At 71.0% G+C, this 17070-nt stretch carries 16 protein-coding genes and 1 tRNA gene; 11 read left to right on the top strand and 6 right to left on the bottom strand.

The window, feature by feature from the left end:
* Window positions 1-64 precede the first annotated feature (64 nt).
* Complete coding sequence (locus tag ACVFI9_RS13160; RefSeq protein WP_474762669.1) at window positions 65-1195, top strand: helix-turn-helix transcriptional regulator; 1131 nt, start codon at window positions 65-67, stop codon at window positions 1193-1195.
* Between the two features lie 24 nt (window positions 1196-1219).
* Here ACVFI9_RS13160 and ACVFI9_RS13155 read toward each other — a convergent pair whose 3' ends face one another.
* Window positions 1220-2050: a DedA family protein gene (locus ACVFI9_RS13155; RefSeq protein WP_474766255.1), complete on the bottom strand. Its 831-nt coding sequence runs from the start codon at window positions 2048-2050 to the stop codon at window positions 1220-1222.
* Window positions 2051-2230: 180 nt separating this feature from the next.
* Complete coding sequence (locus tag ACVFI9_RS13150) at window positions 2231-3064, bottom strand: oxidoreductase (protein ID WP_474762668.1); 834 nt, start codon at window positions 3062-3064, stop codon at window positions 2231-2233.
* Between the two features lie 49 nt (window positions 3065-3113).
* Between ACVFI9_RS13150 and ACVFI9_RS13145 the strand changes: the two genes are divergently transcribed.
* The 3 genes from ACVFI9_RS13145 to ACVFI9_RS13135 all read left to right on the top strand — a co-directional run bounded on the left by ACVFI9_RS13145 (window position 3114) and on the right by ACVFI9_RS13135 (window position 5518).
* Window positions 3114-3779 (top strand): TetR/AcrR family transcriptional regulator, encoded by a 666-nt coding sequence (locus ACVFI9_RS13145; RefSeq protein WP_474762667.1) that lies wholly within the window; start codon window positions 3114-3116, stop codon window positions 3777-3779.
* Between the two features lie 10 nt (window positions 3780-3789).
* Window positions 3790-4659: an LLM class flavin-dependent oxidoreductase gene (locus ACVFI9_RS13140; protein WP_474762666.1), complete on the top strand. Its 870-nt coding sequence runs from the start codon at window positions 3790-3792 to the stop codon at window positions 4657-4659.
* A gap of 64 nt (window positions 4660-4723) precedes the next feature.
* Window positions 4724-5518, top strand: coding sequence for a ZIP family metal transporter (locus tag ACVFI9_RS13135; protein ID WP_474762665.1), 795 nt, complete (start codon window positions 4724-4726; stop codon window positions 5516-5518).
* Between the two features lie 8 nt (window positions 5519-5526).
* On the opposite strand, the gene ACVFI9_RS13130 is transcribed toward ACVFI9_RS13135, so the two are convergent.
* Both ACVFI9_RS13130 and ACVFI9_RS13125 read right to left on the bottom strand, forming a co-directional pair.
* Window positions 5527-6252, bottom strand: a complete 726-nt coding sequence (locus ACVFI9_RS13130) for a GNAT family N-acetyltransferase (RefSeq protein ID WP_474762664.1) — start codon at window positions 6250-6252, stop codon at window positions 5527-5529.
* A 141-nt stretch (window positions 6253-6393) separates the two neighbouring features.
* Entirely contained in the window at window positions 6394-7491 is a 1098-nt protein-coding gene (locus tag ACVFI9_RS13125; protein WP_474762663.1) for an SDR family NAD(P)-dependent oxidoreductase, read from the bottom strand.
* Between the two features lie 60 nt (window positions 7492-7551).
* Here ACVFI9_RS13125 and ACVFI9_RS13120 point away from each other — a divergent pair, with 60 nt between their 5' ends.
* A complete protein-coding gene (locus ACVFI9_RS13120; protein WP_474762662.1) occupies window positions 7552-8133 on the top strand; it encodes a TetR/AcrR family transcriptional regulator in 582 nt (193 codons plus the stop codon).
* Window positions 8134-8173: 40 nt separating this feature from the next.
* Here ACVFI9_RS13120 and ACVFI9_RS13115 read toward each other — a convergent pair.
* Both ACVFI9_RS13115 and ACVFI9_RS13110 read right to left on the bottom strand, forming a co-directional pair.
* Window positions 8174-8255 (bottom strand) — tRNA-Leu (locus ACVFI9_RS13115).
* Window positions 8256-8270: 15 nt separating this feature from the next.
* Entirely contained in the window at window positions 8271-8537 is a 267-nt protein-coding gene (locus ACVFI9_RS13110) for a DUF1653 domain-containing protein (protein ID WP_474762661.1), read from the bottom strand.
* 106 nt (window positions 8538-8643) lie between these two features.
* On the opposite strand from ACVFI9_RS13110, the gene ACVFI9_RS13105 reads away from it, so the two are divergent.
* From ACVFI9_RS13105 to ACVFI9_RS13080, 6 genes are all read left to right on the top strand, one after another.
* Window positions 8644-10524, top strand: a complete 1881-nt coding sequence (locus tag ACVFI9_RS13105) for a glycoside hydrolase family 15 protein (RefSeq protein WP_474762660.1) — start codon at window positions 8644-8646, stop codon at window positions 10522-10524.
* A gap of 40 nt (window positions 10525-10564) precedes the next feature.
* The gene (zwf, locus tag ACVFI9_RS13100) at window positions 10565-11977 is read left to right on the top strand and encodes a glucose-6-phosphate dehydrogenase (RefSeq protein WP_474762659.1); all 1413 of its coding nucleotides are present in this window, start codon (window positions 10565-10567) and stop codon (window positions 11975-11977) included.
* Between the two features lie 74 nt (window positions 11978-12051).
* Window positions 12052-13176, top strand: a complete 1125-nt coding sequence (locus tag ACVFI9_RS13095; RefSeq protein ID WP_474762658.1) for an aminopeptidase P family protein — start codon at window positions 12052-12054, stop codon at window positions 13174-13176.
* A gap of 18 nt (window positions 13177-13194) precedes the next feature.
* Window positions 13195-14076, top strand: coding sequence for an ABC transporter ATP-binding protein (locus ACVFI9_RS13090; RefSeq protein ID WP_474762657.1), 882 nt, complete (start codon window positions 13195-13197; stop codon window positions 14074-14076).
* A gap of 14 nt (window positions 14077-14090) precedes the next feature.
* Window positions 14091-15755, top strand: coding sequence for a hypothetical protein (locus ACVFI9_RS13085; protein ID WP_474762656.1), 1665 nt, complete (start codon window positions 14091-14093; stop codon window positions 15753-15755).
* Window positions 15756-15765: 10 nt separating this feature from the next.
* The gene (locus tag ACVFI9_RS13080; RefSeq protein ID WP_474762655.1) at window positions 15766-17067 is read left to right on the top strand and encodes an ion channel protein; all 1302 of its coding nucleotides are present in this window, start codon (window positions 15766-15768) and stop codon (window positions 17065-17067) included.
* Window positions 17068-17070: the final 3 nt, after the last annotated feature.

Below are 17070 nucleotides of genomic sequence, written 5' to 3'. Positions count from 1 at the left end.
TGGGCGCGGAGTTCCCAGCGATCTGGGATGGCCGTGACCGCCTCGCGACGCGCATACTGGTTCGGTGAGAACCCGTCTGACCGAGGCCCGCGTGCTGGGCGACCTCGACGTGCTCTCGCGCGGGGGACTCGGCCTCGACGACTTCCTGGCGGAGGCGACCGCCTCGGTGCAGCGGGCGGTGCCGTGGGTGGGCGCCTGCGTCGGCACCCACGATCCGGCCACGATGATGCTCACGAGCGCGCGCAAGTACGGAAGCCTGGTCGCCAACAACGAGCATGACCAGCTCTTCGGCATCATCGAGTACGGGACGGAGGACTCCACCTCGTTCCGATCGCTCGCGGTCACCGAACACCGGTCGATCGGGATGCACGAGACGACCTCCGGAGAGGTCGAGCGGTCCGAGCGGATGGCGCGACTGATGCAACCGGTGTACGGATTCGCCGACGAGGCCCGGTTGCTCTTCCGCGACGGCTCCGCCGTGTGGGGATGCCTCGCCATCTTCCGCGGCAGCGACGACCCGAGCTTCGCCCCCGACGAGGTCGAGTTCCTCGGCAGCCTGTCCGAGTCGTTCGCACGCGGCGTCCGTTCGGGCATGCTCGCCCGGCTCGCCACCGGTCAGCTGAACGATCCCGACGCCACCGGGCCGGCCGTCGTCATCGTCGACGCGCACGACCGCATCTCCCAGATCAGCCTCGGCGCCGAGGAGCGGCTCGCCGAACTGCGCGGCGACGCGCACGGCGGCGATCCGCTCAGTCTCGTCACCTCCCTCGTCGGCGCGGCGCGGCGCACCCTCGGCACGCCCGGGTCACCCCTTCCGCGCGCGCGTGTGCGAACGGGATCCGGGGTGTGGCTGCTGCTGCACGCCTCGCCCCTCCGCGGCGCGGACGGCGCCGTCGGCGACGTGGTCGTCACGATCGAGGAGGCCCGGCCGCCCGAGATCGTCGCGCTCGTGGTCGCGGCCTTCGGCCTGACGCCCCGTGAACGCGACGTCACCCGGCTCGTGCTGCAGGGCGTCGACACCAAGGAGATCGCGTCGACGCTGCACGTCTCGGCCTACACCGTGCAGGACCACCTCAAGTCGGTGTTCGACAAGGCCGGCGTGCGCAGTCGGCGCGAACTCATCTCGCGCGTGTACTTCGACCAGTACGTGCCGCGCATGGGCGGTGAGGTCGGCCCTACCGGCTGGTTCGCCTGAGGTCGGGCGCCTGACCAGCTGAGTTCAGCGATCGTGCGGCGGCTCGTCGCCCGATCGCCCGGTGCCGTGATGCCCGGTGCCATGATCGCCGTGGCGGTCGCCGTCGAGGTGCGGCGGACGGTCGAAGACGTCGGGATCGAGCACCAGCTCCTCGGCCTCGACGTGGTCGGTGACGACGTCTTCGCCGGCGGCCTCGGCCTTCCTCGCCTTGCGTCGCTCGCTGAAGTAGTGCCACAGGGTGACGAGCGCCGTGCCGCCGACGGCGATGAGCAGGATGATGTCGATGTACTCGCGCACGAGGAACGCGACCGGCGGGATGAACCCGATGAGGTACCCGAACATCGTGAGCCCGAAGCCCCACAGCACCGCGCCGGTGAAGTTGTAGAGCGTGTACCGGCCGCGCTGCATGTGGCCGACGCCCGCGGCGACGGGGGCGAAGGTGCGCACGATCGGCACGAAGCGGGCGAGGATGATGGTGAGCCCGCCGAACCGCTCGAAGAACGCGTTCGTGCGCTCGACGTTCTTGACGCTGAAGAGCCCGCTCTCCTTGCGTTCGAACACCTTCGGTCCGCCTCGATGCCCGATCTCGTAGCCGACCTCGCCGCCGAGGAAGGCCGCGAATCCGATGAGCAGCGACACCCACCAGATGTTCACGCCGAACACGCCGTTGGGCGCGGCGGGGGTGGAGTGCGAGAGCAGGCCCGAGATGACGAGGAGTGTGTCACCAGGGAGCAGGAACCCGACGAGCAGGCCGGTCTCGGCGAACACGATGAAGCAGACCACCAGGAGCGCCCACGGGCCGGCCGAGGCGATGATCGTCTCTGGGTCGAGCCACGGAATGAGGGCGGTATGGATCACAGGGATCTCCTGTCGTCGTCGGGCACGGCGGATGCCGGTCAGCAGGCGGCGTGGTGTCGTTGCAGTCTACCCAGCGGATGATGCGCCCGACTGAGTGCTCGCACCGAATCATTCCCGAGGATGACGCGCCGAACGAGGCATCCCACCCGCGACCGGGATGCCGGCCCGCACTCGGGTTCAGGCGATCCCGAACTGGCGCCGCGTCATCGCGTCGAAGACCCGGTCGGGCAGCCTGCTGAACGCGACCGCGGTCGACGCGCCCCGGCCGACGCGGTAGCGGGTGCGCGGGCGCCGGGCCGTGGCCGCCTCGACGATGGCGGCGGCGACGGGGTCGACGTCGCTCGTGATCGCGCTGGTCTGCGTCGCCCGATGGTAGCGGGCCACCGACCTGGCCATCTCGCGATACGGTCCACGGCCCGAGGTCGCCTCGAGCCGATGCATCGCCTCCTCGTGCCATGCCGTGCGCACCGGCCCGGGCTGCACGATCGCGACATCGATGCCGAACGCTCGCAGCTCGGCGCGCAGGCTGTCGGAGAGCGCCTCGAGCGCGAACTTCGACGCGTGGTACCAGCCCCCGAGCGGGGAGCTGAACTCGCCCGCGAGGCTCGACACGTTGACGATGCGGCCCGTCGACGCGCGGCGCATGGATGGGATCACGCGCTGCGTGAGCCGGATCAGTCCGAAGACGTTGACCTCGAACTGTGCACGGGCGAGCTCGATCGGGGTCTCCTCGATGGCGCCGAACTCGCCGTAGCCGGCGTTGTTGATCAGGATGCCGACCGGCCCCAGTTCGCGTTCGATTCGCTGCATCGCGCGCTCGATGCTGTCGCCGTCGGAGAGATCGAGGTGCACGGGCAGCACCCCGGGAAGCTGCTCGACGAGGTCGGTGCGACGCGCGGCCCCGGCGACCTGATAGCCGCGGTCGACGAGGGCGCGCGCGGTGCGGGCGCCCAGGCCAGACGAGGCACCGGTGACCAGCACGATGGTCGAATTACTGTCAATGGCGTTCACAGTTCCACACGCTACAGTGAACGTCATGCACAGTCAATCGGAGGATCGCATGCTTCGTGTGGCATGGGGCGTCGAGTCGGCGTCGCCGCGCGGGCCCCGCGCACGGTTCACCGTGCACGACGTCGCGACGGCCGCCTCCGCGCTCGCCGACGCCGGCGGGCTTGCGTCCGTGTCGCTCGCGCGGGTCGCCGGCGAGCTCGGGCTCACCACGACGGCGCTGTACCGGTACGTCGATTCGAAGGACTCGCTGGTCGAATTCATGACGGATGCCGCGGTCGGCCCGCCGCCCGACCTCGAGGCGAACGACTGGACGGGCGACGTGCGGGCCTGGGTGCGCGAGCTGCACGCGCGCTACACCCGGCATCCGTGGATCGCGGAGGTGCACGTGACGGGCCTGCCTCGTCACCCGAACCGGCTGGCGTGGATCGAGACGCTCCTCGTGGTGCTCGATCGGGGCCGCATCGCCGATCCCATGCACGTGGCGCTCCTGCTCGAATCGATCGCCAGGGCGTTCTCCGCGATCGTGCCCGGGGGGCCCGAGGCATCCGCTCCCTCGCCCTGGCTCGCCCAGGCGGTCGCCGAGCGGTATCCGCGGCTCGCCCGGGAGCTCGATCGCGACTGGGGCGACGTCGGACCCGAGCTCGCTCGCGCGGTCGACACGGTGCTCGGCGGCGCCGAGCGTGTGGACGAGCCGACTGTCGGGGGTGGCCGATAGCGTCGCCGGCATGCGTCATGGGTTCATCTTCACCGGCACCGAACCGAACCTCGCGGTCGAGCTCGCCCAGCTCGCCGAGGCATCCGGGTGGGACGGCTTCTTCGTGTGGGAGGGCATCTGGGCGACCGATCCCTGGTCGACGCTCGGCGCGGCCGCGATGGTCACCGATCGCATCCGGCTCGGCACCATGCTCACCCCGCTGCCCCGGAGACGCCCGTGGGAGCTCGCCGGCCAGACCATGACGGTCGACCGGCTCTCGAACGGGAGGGTCATCCTCTCGGTCGGGCTCGGCGTCCCCGATGAGGTCGAGCACCGGTTCTGGATCTTCGAGGACGACCCGGGGCGCAGGGAGCGGGCCGAGCTCCTCGACGAGGGGCTCGAGATGCTGCAGCACCTCTGGCGTGCCGAGCCGTTCGAGTACGAGGGCCGGCACTATCGGGCGCATCGCACCGACGAGATGCTCCCGCCCGCGATCGTGCAGGAGCCGCGCATCCCCACCTGGGTCGTCGGACTGTGGCCGCGAGCGAGGTCGATGCGCCGGGTGGCGCGTCACGACGGCTGGATCCCGAACTACGCACCCCCGGGGGCGTCACCCGCGGGGCCCGACGAGCAGCGGTTGCTCTACACGCCCGAGATCGCAGCCGAGGCGATCGCGTGGATCCGGGCCGAACGCGATCGGCTCGGACTCGGTGACCGGCCGTTCGACGTCGTGCAGGAGGGCACGACGAGCGGGGTCGATCGAGCCGCGGATGCCGCGCTTGTGCGACCCTGGGCGCAGGCCGGCGTCACCTGGTGGCTCGAGGCCGACTGGACGGTGCCGCCATCGGAGGTTGCGGCGTACGCGCGCGACCGAGTCCGCGCCGGGCCGCCGCGCGTGTAGGCGGCTCCCGACCGGATTCGTCAAGGGCTTCGCGTCACCGGTCCCGTCGAAGCAGAGTGTCGACATGGGTTCCGCGTGGCTGTTCGGCCTCGTCGCCTCGAGCGCGCTGCTCGTGGGCGCCGCCGTCGGCGTCCGATTCGAGCTGCCGAAGCGCCTGCTCGCCATCCTGCTCTCGTTCGCGGCCGGCGCGCTCATCACCGCACTGGCCTTCGAGTTGTTCGAGGATGCCTACGAACAGGGCGGCATCGTTCGCGCGGCGCTCGGACTCCTCACGGGTGCGGTGGTGTTCGCCGCGCTGAGCGCCCTCCTGGATCGCTGGGCGCAGCCGGGCTCGCGGCCCCGGCCCGTCGACGAGATCCGTGGCAGCGTCAAGCTCGACACGGATGCCGCCGCCGAGGAGCGAGCTCCCAGCCCGGCGTCCACGCGGGGCGCGGCGGGACTCGCGCTCCTGGCCGCCGTGACCCTCGACGGGGTGCCCGAGAACCTCGCCCTCGGCGTCTCGCTCGGCGATGCCGGATCCGGCGGGATGGCGCTGCTCGCCGCGATCTTCGTCTCGAACCTGCCCGAGGCGCTCGTCGGGGCGTCATCAATGCGAAGCCAGGGTCGTTCCGCCACGCAGGTCATCGGCCTGTGGGCCGCGTGCGCGGCACTGCTCGTGGCCGCCGTCGTCATCGGCGCGGGGCCGCTCGCGAACACCGATCCCGAGACGATCTCGTTGCCGCTCGCCTTCGCGGCCGGGGCGGTGATCGCCTCGCTCGCCGACACGCTCATGCCGGAGGCGTACGAGCATGGCGGACCGGCGGTGGCACTCAGTACCGCAGCGGGGTTCGTGCTCTCGTTCGTGCTGTCGCTCGTATGAGCCCGTGGCTACCCGGCGAGCCCTCGGGTCCCGGTTCCTCCGTCGGACCCGGGCGGGCGGCCACGGGACGTCAGATAATCGTCGCGGTCGAGGGTCATCAGCCGGTAGTCGTCGACGTTCGAGACCTCCACGAATCCGAGTCGGGCGGCGAGCACCCGCGACGCCTCGTTCTGCGACCGCATCTTCGCGAACACCTGCTGCGCGTGCAGGCGGTCGAACGCGAGGCCGAGCATGCCCTCCGCCGACTCGCGCGCATAGCCGTGGCCCTGCTGGCCGGTGGCGACGATCCAGCCGATCTCGAACTGCCGCTCCGGCAGGCCGGTCTTGCGGAAGTGCAGCGAGATGTCGCCGACGAGTTCACCGTCGCGCATCACCGCGAGCGCGAGGAAGTCGTCCTTGCGCAGGAGGCTGGTGTGATGCGTCCGGTCGAGGAGGTGCTTGAACGACGCCATCCGCGAGCGCGGCGGCCAGGCCAGGTAGCGGAGCACCTCGGGGTCGGATTGGAGCGCGTACCACGCCCGCGCCTCGCGCAGCCGATGCGGCCGGAGCACCAGCCGTTCGGTCACGATGGTGGGCGAGCGCACGCCGTCGGAAACGGCCGGTCCGCGCATCCACCCCGGTCGCCGCACTGGGCTGTACTTCGCCAGCCGAGCCAGGGCGGTCCGGACGCGAGCCCGCAGGCCCGGGCGCGACCCATCCTCCGCCCCGAAGGGTGTGGTGCTCGGCTCGCTCATCGCACTCCTCGCCCTTGCGTGCGATGCTACGCGCGGTTGCGGGCGCGGGCGAGAGGTCGCGGCCGGCCGGAGGGGGGAGGGGTGCTCGGCCGGCCGCGACGTGGGGTCGTCGTGAGCCCGAGGTGACGACGACGGTTCGGATCAGGCGGCCGACCAGCCTCCGTCGCTCGCGAGCACGACGCCGTTGACGTTCACGCCGTCGTCGCTGAGCAGGAAGGTGATGGATGCCGCGAGTGCCTCGGCCTCTGCGGCATCCGGCAGCACCGCCATCGCCTGGCGCACGCGCTGCGCGCCGAGCGGTGAGGCGAAGGTCGCCTCGATGTTCGTGATGGTGGGGCCGGGCGCCACGGCGTTCACGCGCAGGCCGCTGGGGCCGTACATGAAGGCGGTCGACGTGGTGAGGCCGACCACGGCGTGCTTCGAGGCCGTGTACGCCACGCCCGCGGCCGAGCCGCGGAGCGCCGCCTCGCTCGCGGTGTTCACGATCGAGCCCGAGCCCTGCGCGAGCATGACCGGCGCGACCGCACGCATGAGCTTCATCGTTCCGTCGACGTTGACCGCGAACACGCGCTTCCACACGGCGTCGGTGAGCTCGCCGACGGGGGTCATGTCGTCCATGATCCCGGCGATGTTCGCGAGGCCGTCGATGCGCTCGCCCGCGGCGGCGACGATCTCGGCGACCTTGGCGTCGTCGGTGATGTCGGCCCCGAGCGTCACGACGTCGGTGCCAGGGTGCTCGGCGGCGAACACGTCGAGGCGCTCCTGCGAGACGTCGACCGCTATGACCCGACCACCCTCGCGGGCGATGCGCGATGCGGTGGCGCGGCCGATGCCGGAACCGGCGCCCGTGACGATCACGGTCTTGCCCGCGAAGCGGCCCTGGTCGATGCGCTCGACCCACTCGGGGCGTTCGACGGCCGGCGCGCCTGGGGCATCCGTCGATGCGTCGGATGCCTCGGTTCCGGATGCCTCCGGCTGAGCTGCCGGGTCGCCGGCGCCCGCGCCGGCCGGAACGTCGCCGGCCGCGGCACGCCGGACCAGAGCGTCGAGGAGTTCCTGCGAGAACTGCCCCTTGCTGAGCTTGACCAGCCGCTTGATGGCCAGGCGCTGCACGGGACGCATGACGCCGGCGTCCTGCCCGGACTGGGCGAGCAGATCGCGGAGGATGGGTCCTCCGACCGGATGCTCGAGCCACGTCTTGATGGAGTCGTCACCGGTGAGGGTCTTCGGGGTGCTCAATTCGGGTCTTCCTTCGGGGCGAAGCTACCGGACAACCATGTCCGGTAGTAACGTTACACCGTGCCCGAGCGCGAGAAGCGAACTCCCAGCGATCGCAAAGCCAACCGGGGGCCGAGTGCCGGCCCCGAGAATCGTCGTGCACTCATCGCCGCCGCCCGGGAGGTCTTCTCGGCCGACGGACTGCAGGCGCCGTTCAGCGCCGTCGCCAAGAAGGCCGGTGTCGGCCAGGGCAGCCTGTACCGGCATTTCCCCGACCGGCTCGCGCTCGCCGTGGCCGTGTTCGATGAGAACCTCGACGAGCTCGAGGCCGCCATGGCCTCGCCCGACGCCACTCTCGACGACCTGCTCGAGGCCATCGTCGGCCAGGCCGTCGTGTCGACCGCGCTCATCGACCTCATCTGGCTCAGCCGCCACGATCGACGGGTCACGCACCTGAGCGAGCGGCTCGGGAGGCTCGCCGCGACGCTCCTTGCACGCGAGCACGAGGCCGGCCGCATCGCCGACCGCGTCGAGACCGAGGACGTGCTGCTGGCCGTCACGATGTTGGCCGACGTCGTCTCACGAACGGATGCCACGGAGAGGCCGACGGTGGCGGGCCGCGCACGCGCGATCTTCCACGCGGCGTTCAGCCCGGACGGGTGAGGTGGTCGCGCTGCGCCCCGGGAGACTCATCGCGCACGAGTGCGGAAGGAGGGACTTGAACCCTCACGCCCGAAGGCACAGGAACCTAAATCCTGCGTGTCTGCCGATTTCACCACTCCCGCGAGTGCATCGACAGTCTAGGCGCGGTTCGGCTCGGTCGACTCGTCGGTACCGACTCGACGGAACCGGGGCATCCGTTCGCCGTTCACGTCGACCGTTTCGAGGAACATCGCGAGCGGCCTGACCCACAAGCTGCCGTCGCCGTACAACTGACGGTAGACGACCAGTTCCTCCTCGGTCTCGCTGTGCCGCGCGGCCATGAGCACCTCGTAGCGGTTGCCCTTGTAATGCTCGTAGACCCCGGACTCGAGTGGTCGTGGGGCAGCAGCCGAGGATGCGTCCATGCCGCCATCGTACGGACGACTCCGCGATGGCATCCCGCCGTCGGGACCTTCGTCCCTGCGGCGATCGGCGCGGGGTGCGACGATGCCGCCGGGGACGGGGGCTTTCATGACGGACGACTACCCGAACATCGCGGATCACGGACTCATCGGCGACCTGCAGTGCGCCGCGCTGGTGGACACCGACGGCACGATCGACTGGTTCTGCTTCCCGCGGTTCGACTCGCCGAGCGTATTCGCCTCACTGCTCGACCGGGAGCGCGGCGGGTTCTGCCGCATCCGCCCCTCGACCGATGACTACGTCACGCGCCAGCTGTACCTGCCGAACACGGCGATCCTGATCACGAGGTTCATGACCGAGGCCGGGGTCGGCGAGGTGATCGACTTCATGCCCATCGCGGAAGGGCCGGCGACCGATCGCCACCGGCTGGTGCGGCTGCTCCGTGTGGTGCGCGGGTCGATGGACTTCGTGGTCGACATCCAGCCCCGCTTCGACTACGGCCGGGCGTCGCACACGATCGAGGTGCGCGATGAGGGCGCCGTGTTCGCGTCCGACGGCGCGACGTTCACGGTGCGACGTGTCGGCGAGCCCATCCTGCGCGGCACCGAGCGCGCCGGGCGCGTCGAACGGGTCGACGACGGGCTGCGCGTGACGGGAACCCTCAACGCCGGCGAGATCACGGGCATCCTGTTCGAGACGGGTGAGGGCGAGCCAGGGCCGGTGACGCGTGACGCCATCGTCGACCTCTTCCTCGCCACCCGGCAGTTCTGGCGCGACTGGAACAACCGATCCACCTACCGGGGCCGGTGGCGCGAGATGGTCGCGCGATCGGCCATGACGCTGAAGCTCATGACCTACGCGCCGACCGGCGCACTGGTGGCCGCTCCGACGGCCGCGCTGCCGGAGCAGGTGGGCGGCGAGCGCAACTGGGACTATCGCTACACGTGGATCCGCGATGCGTCGTTCTCGGTCTACGCCCTGCTCGGCCTCGGCTACACGGAGGAGGCGGAGGCGTTCGTCGGGTGGCTCATGGATCGCATCCACGAGAGCGTCGGCGACGCCTCGGGGCCGCTGAAGATCATGTACCGCGTCGATGGCTCGTCTGATCTCGTCGAGGAGACGCTCGGTCACCTCGACGGGTATCGCGGATCGAAGCCCGCGCGCATCGGCAACGGCGCCGCCGACCAGTTGCAGCTCGACATCTACGGCGAGGCCATGGACTCGATCCACCTCGCCGACTCGCACGGGCTGCAGCTCCCGCACATCGGCTGGACGCAGGTGGCCGAGATGCTCGACTGGGTGTGCGACAACTGGGACCGGCCGGAGGAGGGCATCTGGGAGACGCGCGGTGGGCAGCAGAAGTTCACGTACGGGCGCTTCATGTGCTGGATCGCGCTCGACCGAGGCATCCGGATCGCCCAGGGCCGCGGTCGGCCCGGCTCGGTGACGCGATGGGTGGAGCAGCGCGATGCGATCTACGAGCAGATCATGGACAAGGGGTGGCACGAGGGGCGCGGTGCCTTCGTGCAGCACCAGGACACCGACGTGCTCGACGCGTCGCTGCTCGTCATGCCGACCATGGGCTTCATCGCCCCGAGAGACCCGATGTGGCTGTCGACGCTCGACGAGATGGACGAGGAACTCGTCTCCGACAGCCTCGTCTACCGGTACAACCCGAGCGCGTCGCCCGACGGGCTGCGCGGATCCGAGGGCACGTTCACGCTCTGCTCGTTCTGGTACGTCGACGCGCTGGCCCGCTCGGGCCGCCTCGACGACGCGCAGTTCACCTTCGAGAAGATGCTCACGTACGCGAATCACCTCGGGCTCTACGCCGAGGAGATCGGCCTCACCGGGGAGCAGCTCGGCAACTTCCCGCAGGCGTTCAGCCATCTCTCGCTCATCCGCGCCGCGGTCAACCTCGACTACCAGCTCGACCACGGCTCGGGCGTCGTGGACCCGGTGCTGACGCGTGGGCGACGCGACGCGTAGCGGCACGCCGCAGGCGCCATCGGACGGGAACGGAGCGGGAATGCCGGAGCAGACGGATGCCGCTGGCGGCGCTCGCGGCGATGTGCTCGTGATCTTCGGGATCACGGGGGATCTGGCGCGGGTCATGACCTTCCACTCCCTGTACCGGCTGGAGCAGCGCGGACTGCTCGAGTGCCCGATCGTCGGGGTGGCGTTCGATGACTGGACGACCGACCAGCTCGTCGAACGCGCCCGATCGTCGATCCTCGGCACCGGCGAAGTGCTCGACGAGACGGTGTTCGGTCGCCTGGCCGACCGGTTCGTGTACGTGCAGGGGGACTTCACGGATCCCGCGACCTTCGAGCGGGTGGCGTCGGCGGTGGGTGATGCGCGAATGCCGGTGTTCTACCTCGAGATCCCGCCCGGTCTGTTCGCGCCGGTGGTGCACGGTCTCGCGGCCGCCGGCCTCGTCGAGTTCAAACGCCGCGGGCGCGTCGTCGTCGAGAAGCCCTTCGGCCACGACCTGACGTCGGCGCGCGCGCTCGCCGACGAGCTCCACGAGGAGATCGAGGAATCGCAGTTGTATCGCGTCGACCACTACCTCGGGAAGATGGGGCTCGAGGAGATCCTCTACCTCCGCTTCGCGAACACGATGCTCGAGCCGGTCTGGAACCGCAACTTCGTCGACTGCGTGCAGATCACGATGGCCGAGGACTTCGGCCTCGATGGGCGGGGGCACTTCTACGATCCGGTCGGCGCGCTCCGCGACGTGGTCGTGAACCATCTCATGCAGGTGCTCGCGGCAACCGCCATGGAGGCGCCGTCGCATGGCGATCCGCAGACGATCAGGGACATGCAGACCTCGCTGTTCCGTGCGATGGTCGAGGCGGATGCGACGCGGTACGTGCGCGGGCAGTTCGACGGGTACCGCGACCTCGCGGGGGTGGCAACCGATTCCACGACCGAGACCTTCTGCGCGCTCGAGCTCCAGGTCGAGAACTGGCGCTGGTCGGGCGTGCCGTTCCTCATCCGCACCGGCAAGCTGCTGCCGATGACCCAGACCGAGGTGCGCCTCGTCTTCAAGCACTCGCCGCGGCTCGGCTTCGGCCTGCGGACCGCGGAGTCGGAGTCCGACCAGCTCGTGATCCGGCTCGACCCGTCGACCGGAGTGCGGATCGTGCTGAACGCCCAACGGGCCGACACGCCGATGCCGAGCTCGGTCGAGCTCGACATGGAGTTCGCCGACAAGGGCGGGGAGGGGCCGACGCCGTACGAAGTGCTGCTGCACGCGGCGATCGAGGGCCGCGATTCGCGGTTCGGCAGGCAGGACACGATCGAGGAGACCTGGCGGGTCATGCAGCCGCTGCTCGCCGACCCGCCACCCGTGCGCGCCTACGCTCCCGGGACCTGGGGACCTGTCGAGGCGGACGCCCTCGCCGCCGACCACGGCGGCTGGCGGGAGCCGTGGCTCTGATCGGGACTTCCGCCCCAATGCTCGGTGCGGTGCCATGCGAGCATGCTGACAGGCCGGCAGACGAGGAGCGACCGATGCGAACCGAACCCATTCCGTTCACGAGTGACGACTACGCGGCACGGATGGCCCGCGTGGTCGACGATGCGCTCGCCGCCGGACTCGACGGGGTCATCGTGACGCCCGGACCCGACCTGGTGTGGCTCACGGGCTATCGGCCCACCGCCATCACGGAGCGCCTGACCATGCTGGTCCTCGCACCCGACGAGCGCCCCACGCTGCTCGTGCCGGTGCTGGAGCGGCCCGATGCCGAGGCCGCCGAGGGCTCCTCGAGCGTCGCCATCTCCGACTGGACGGACGGAACGGATCCCTACTCGTCGGCCGGTCGGCTGCTGCGGTCCGACGGACGGTTCGGGATCTCCGATTCGGCGTGGGCGATGCACCTCATCGGATTGCAGACGAACCTGCCCGAGACGCGGTACGTGGCACTGAGCCAGAGCCTGCCGATGATGCGCGCGATCAAGGACGCCAACGAGCTCGCCCGGCTCGCGGCCGCGGGCGCCGCCGCCGATGCCGCCTACGGCGAGATCGTGAACGTGCGGTTCGCCGGTCGGCGCGAGACCGAGGTGGCGGCCGACCTCGCGATGCTCCTGCGTGAGTTCGGGCACGAGCAGGTCGACTTCACGGTCGTGGGCTCCGGCCCCAACGGGGCGAACCCGCACCACGAGGCCGGCGACCGGGTGATCGAGGAGGGCGACGCCGTCGTGCTCGACTTCGGCGGTCTCATGAACGGCTACGGATCGGACACCACGCGCACGGTCAGCGTGGGGGAGCCGTCCGCAGAGGTGCGCGAGGTCCACGACATCGTCAGGCGGGCCCAGCAGACGGCGTTCGAGGCCGTGCGTCCGGGGGTGGCGTGCCAGGAGATCGACCGGGCCGCGCGAGCGGTGATCACCGAGGCAGGGTATGGCGACGCGTTCATCCACCGCACGGGGCACGGCATCGGGGTGACCACCCATGAGCCGCCGTACATGGTCGAGGGCGAGGAGCTGCCGCTGCGGCCCGGCATGTGCTTCTCGATCGAGCCGGGCATCTACCTCGCCGGGCGCTTCGGCGTGCGCATCGAGGACATCGTCACGGTCACCGAAACGGGCGGCGAGCGGTTCAACACCACCGACCACGCTCTCGGGATCGTCGAGTAGGCGCCCGGAGGAGGCTCGATGAGTGACGCGGCGATCGCGACATCCGACCTGACGAAGCACTACGGGCGCACGGCGGCGCTCGAAGGCCTCGATCTCGAGGTGCGGCGCGGCGAGATCTTCGGGTTCCTCGGGCCCAACGGATCGGGCAAGACGACAACGATCCGCCTGCTGCTCGGCCTGATCCGCCCGACGCGCGGGAACGCGACGGTGCACGGCATTCCGGTCGGCGACGTGGTGCGGGCGCACCGTCACCTCGGGTACGTGCCCGGTGAGGTGGCGCTCTGGCCGCAGCTGACCGGCGATGAGGTGCTGCGGTTGCTCGGCAACGTGTCGGGATGGGTCGACGAGGGCTTCCGGGCCGAGCTGATCGAGCGCTTCCAGGTCGACCCGTCGGCGCGCATCCGGTCGACGTCGAAGGGCAACCGGCAGAAGATCGCGCTCGTCGCGGCGCTCATGAGCCGGCCCGACGTGCTGCTGCTCGACGAGCCGACTGCAGGGCTGGATCCGCTCATGGAGGAACAGTTCCAGATCGTGGCTCGGGATGCCGCGGCTCGGGGCCAGACCCTGTTCCTCTCGTCGCACATCCTCGACGAGGTGCAGGACCTCTGCGACCGCGTCGGGATCCTGCGCGAGGGGCGGCTCGTCGAGGTCGCCGCCCTCGACGAGTTGCGGCGCATCAGCGCGATCGTCGTCGAGGTCGTCTTCGACGGCGAACCGCCGGCGCTCGACGGCGTGCAGGGCGTCACCGCCGTCGAGGCGATGGCCGGCGTGCCGGGCGGCATCCGGGTCACCGTCTCGGGCGAGCCCGACGCGCTGATCCGGCGCCTGGCGGATCACCGGATCGTCCGGCTGCGCACCGTCGAGCCGTCGCTCGAGGAGATCTTCCTCACCTACTACTGACGAGAGGATTCCGCATGGCGACGATGCCCGCGAGTGCGACGCGGCGGCATCCGCATGCCCACTCGCATGTGCGCACGGGACGTGCGGCCCGTCCGTTGCGCACGGTGGCCCGGCTCACGGCCCGCCTGGTCGTTCGCGGGACGATGCTCATCGCGGTGGGACTCGGTGGGCTGATCGTGCTCGAGGGCCTGTCGTTCCGCACGGCGTACCCGGATGCCGCGTCGCGCCGGGCGCTGCTGTTCTGGGCGGAGGACCCGGGCGTGCGCATCATCGCGGGCACGGGCAGCGCGGTCGACACCGTCGGAGGGTTCGCGCTGTGGGACGCCGGCCTCTACCTCACGCTGATCAGCGCCGCGTGGGCGCTCACGGCGACCACGCGCGTGCTGCGCGGCGACGAGGAGTCGGGCCGCGCCGATGCCGTGCACGCCGCGGGGGCGGTCGGGGCGCGCACGGTGCTCGCGTTGCAGCTGGCGGTGCTGTTCGGGGCGTGCGCGCTCATCGGCGTCGTGGTCGGCATCGGGTTCGCGGTCATCGGCGCGCAGGCGGAGGGTTCCGCACTCGCCGGGCTCACCCTGGCCGGCTACGCGGCCACGCTCGTCGCGGTCGCGGCGTTGCTCTCGCAGGTACTCGGCACGCGGCGCCTGGCACTGTCGGTTGCCGGCGCCCTCGTCCTGGGGTGGATCCTGCTGCGCATGGCGGCGAACAGCGCCGACCGCCGGGCGTGGCTCGGATGGTTCACGCCGGCCGGCTGGTTCGACCGCATCGAGGCGTTCGACGCGAACCGGTGGGCGGTGCTGCTCGTGCCGGCGGCGGCGGCGCTCGTTCTGGCCGCCACCGCCGTCGTGGTGCGGGGTCTCCGCGATGCGGGTGCCGGGCTGCTGCGGGCACCGACCACCGGGCGGACCCGGCCGTGGGGACTCGGCGGCGCGTCGGCGTTCGCCTGGCGCATGAACCTCGGCGTGCTCCTCGCATGGGTCGGCGGGTTCGCGGCGGTCGGCGTCGTGATGGGGACGATGCTGCCCATCGTCGACGAGTTCCTGCTCGAGGACACGGGGTTCGTCGAGCTCCTCACGGCGTTCGGGCTGTCCGTCGAGGACGTCACGCTCGGCTTCGTCGCGATGATCGCGAAGATCATCGGGCTCGTCACCGCGGTGTTCGCGGCGTTCCGGATGGGCGCCACCCGCGCCGAGGAGGCCTCCGCCCGCGCGGAGTTCCTGCTCGCGCGGCCCCTGCCGCGATGGCGCTGGCTCGGCGGGCATGTCGCCGCGCTCGCCGCAGGGATCGTCGTGCTCACCGCGGTCGCCGCGACGACGCTCTGGCTCGGCGCTGCCATGACGGAGACCGACGTCGTTGCTGCGGATGCGTTCTCGGCGATGCTGAACGTCCTGCCCGCGGTCGCCGTGTTCGCGGGCGTCGCCGTGCTCGTCTTCGGGGTCGCGCCGCGGGTCACCGTGCCCGTCGCCGCGGGCGCCGCGGTCGTCGCCTACGTCGTCGAACTCGTGGGAAACCTGCTCGAGTGGCCCGAATGGGTGATGAACCTGTCGCCGTTCCATCACCTCGAGGAGGTGCCGGTCGATCCGATCGATCCCTGGCCGGCCCTCGTGATGACGGCGATCGGCGTGCTGCTCGCGCTCGGCGGCATGCTCGTGTTCGATCGGCGCGACCTGGTCGGAATGTGAGGAGAGCACCATGACGGATCGCCGGGAAGCCCCGCCCTCGGAGCCGCCTGCGCCCACGCCGCGGCAACTCGCGGTGCTCGCCGTTCCAGCGCTCGCCGTCGGCGTCGCCGCGGCACTCCTGCTCTGGGCGCTGGACACCGTCGCGGGGCTCCTCGAGGACCTCGTGTGGACGGCCCTGCCCGACGCGCTCGGCCTCGACCCCGCAGGATGGTGGATCGTGCTGGTGCTCACGACGACCGGCCTGCTCGTCGGCCTCTGCCTGCGATACCTGCCCGGGCACGGCGGACCCGACTCGGCAACGACCGAGCTGTTCGAGCCCCCGCTGCAGCTGAAGGTGCTGCCCGGCATCGCGATCGTCACCGTACTGGGCCTCGCGGGCGGCGTCAGCCTGGGGCCTGAGAACCCGATCATCGCGATCAACGTGTCGCTCGCCGTCGCGCTGCTCGCACGGTTCATGCCGAGCGTGCCGCCGAGGCTCGCGATGCTCATGGCGGCCGCGGGCACGATCGGCGCCCTCTTCGGCACGCCCGTCGGCGCGGCGTTGCTGTTCACGGGTGCGCTCGCCGCGGTGCGTGGCGGTGGGGCGCTCTGGGACAAGCTGTTCCTGCCGCTCGCGGCGGCGGCGGCCGGCTCCGGCACGATGCATGCGCTCGGCGTGCCGCCGCTCACGTTCGACGTGCCGCCCAGCACGGTCGACCCGCTCGACGTCGTCGTCGGCGCGCTGCTCGCATGCGTCGCGGTGCTCGTCGGCCTCGTCGCCGTCTCCCTCCTGCCGATCGTGCACCGCGCGTTCCACTCGCTCCGCAACCCGATCCTCGTCGCGACGGCGGGCGGCCTCGTGCTCGGGCTGCTCGGCCTCATCGGCGGGCCGATCACGATGTTCAAGGGGCTCGACCAGATGGGCGAGCTGCTCGCCCATCCCGACGACTACGAGGCCGGCGAGCTCGCCCTCATCGTGATCGTGAAGCTCTTGGCGCTCGTCGTGGCTGCGAGCGCCCTGTTCCGTGGCGGCCGCGTGTTCCCGGCGGCGTTCATCGGCGTCGCGATCGGGGTGCTCGGGTACGTGCTCGTGCCGTCGCTGCCCCTCGGCCTCGCCGTCGCGTGCGGAGTGATCGGGCTGCTGCTCGTCTCGACGCGCGACGGCTGGATCTCGCTGTTCATGGCGGCCGGCATCTCTGGCGACATCGCGCTGCTGCCGTGGCTGTGCGTGATCATCCTGCCGGCGTGGCTGCTCGTGTCGCAGGCGCCGGAGCTGCGGATCGTGCCGAAGGCGCCGACGGCACCGGATGCTGCCCCGGCCGCGCCGCGGTGACCC

The organism is Agromyces sp. NSFZ (assembly GCF_056156205.1).
Note: the sequence above shows the minus strand (reverse complement) of the source record. Positions and strands in the feature narration are given on the sequence as shown.

Coding starts and splice junctions, on each gene's coding strand:
- ACVFI9_RS13145 (WP_474762667.1), top strand. CDS start 3,114: ATGCTTCGTGTGGCATGGGGCGTCGAGTCGGCGTCGCCGCGCGGGCCC.
- ACVFI9_RS13140 (WP_474762666.1), top strand. CDS start 3,790: ATGCGTCATGGGTTCATCTTCACCGGCACCGAACCGAACCTCGCGGTC.
- ACVFI9_RS13135 (WP_474762665.1), top strand. CDS start 4,724: ATGGGTTCCGCGTGGCTGTTCGGCCTCGTCGCCTCGAGCGCGCTGCTC.
- ACVFI9_RS13130 (WP_474762664.1), bottom strand. CDS start 6,252: ATGAGCGAGCCGAGCACCACACCCTTCGGGGCGGAGGATGGGTCGCGC.
- ACVFI9_RS13110 (WP_474762661.1), bottom strand. CDS start 8,537: ATGGACGCATCCTCGGCTGCTGCCCCACGACCACTCGAGTCCGGGGTC.
- ACVFI9_RS13105 (WP_474762660.1), top strand. CDS start 8,644: ATGACGGACGACTACCCGAACATCGCGGATCACGGACTCATCGGCGAC.
- zwf (WP_474762659.1), top strand. CDS start 10,565: ATGCCGGAGCAGACGGATGCCGCTGGCGGCGCTCGCGGCGATGTGCTC.
- ACVFI9_RS13095 (WP_474762658.1), top strand. CDS start 12,052: ATGCGAACCGAACCCATTCCGTTCACGAGTGACGACTACGCGGCACGG.
- ACVFI9_RS13090 (WP_474762657.1), top strand. CDS start 13,195: ATGAGTGACGCGGCGATCGCGACATCCGACCTGACGAAGCACTACGGG.
- ACVFI9_RS13085 (WP_474762656.1), top strand. CDS start 14,091: ATGGCGACGATGCCCGCGAGTGCGACGCGGCGGCATCCGCATGCCCAC.
- ACVFI9_RS13080 (WP_474762655.1), top strand. CDS start 15,766: ATGACGGATCGCCGGGAAGCCCCGCCCTCGGAGCCGCCTGCGCCCACG.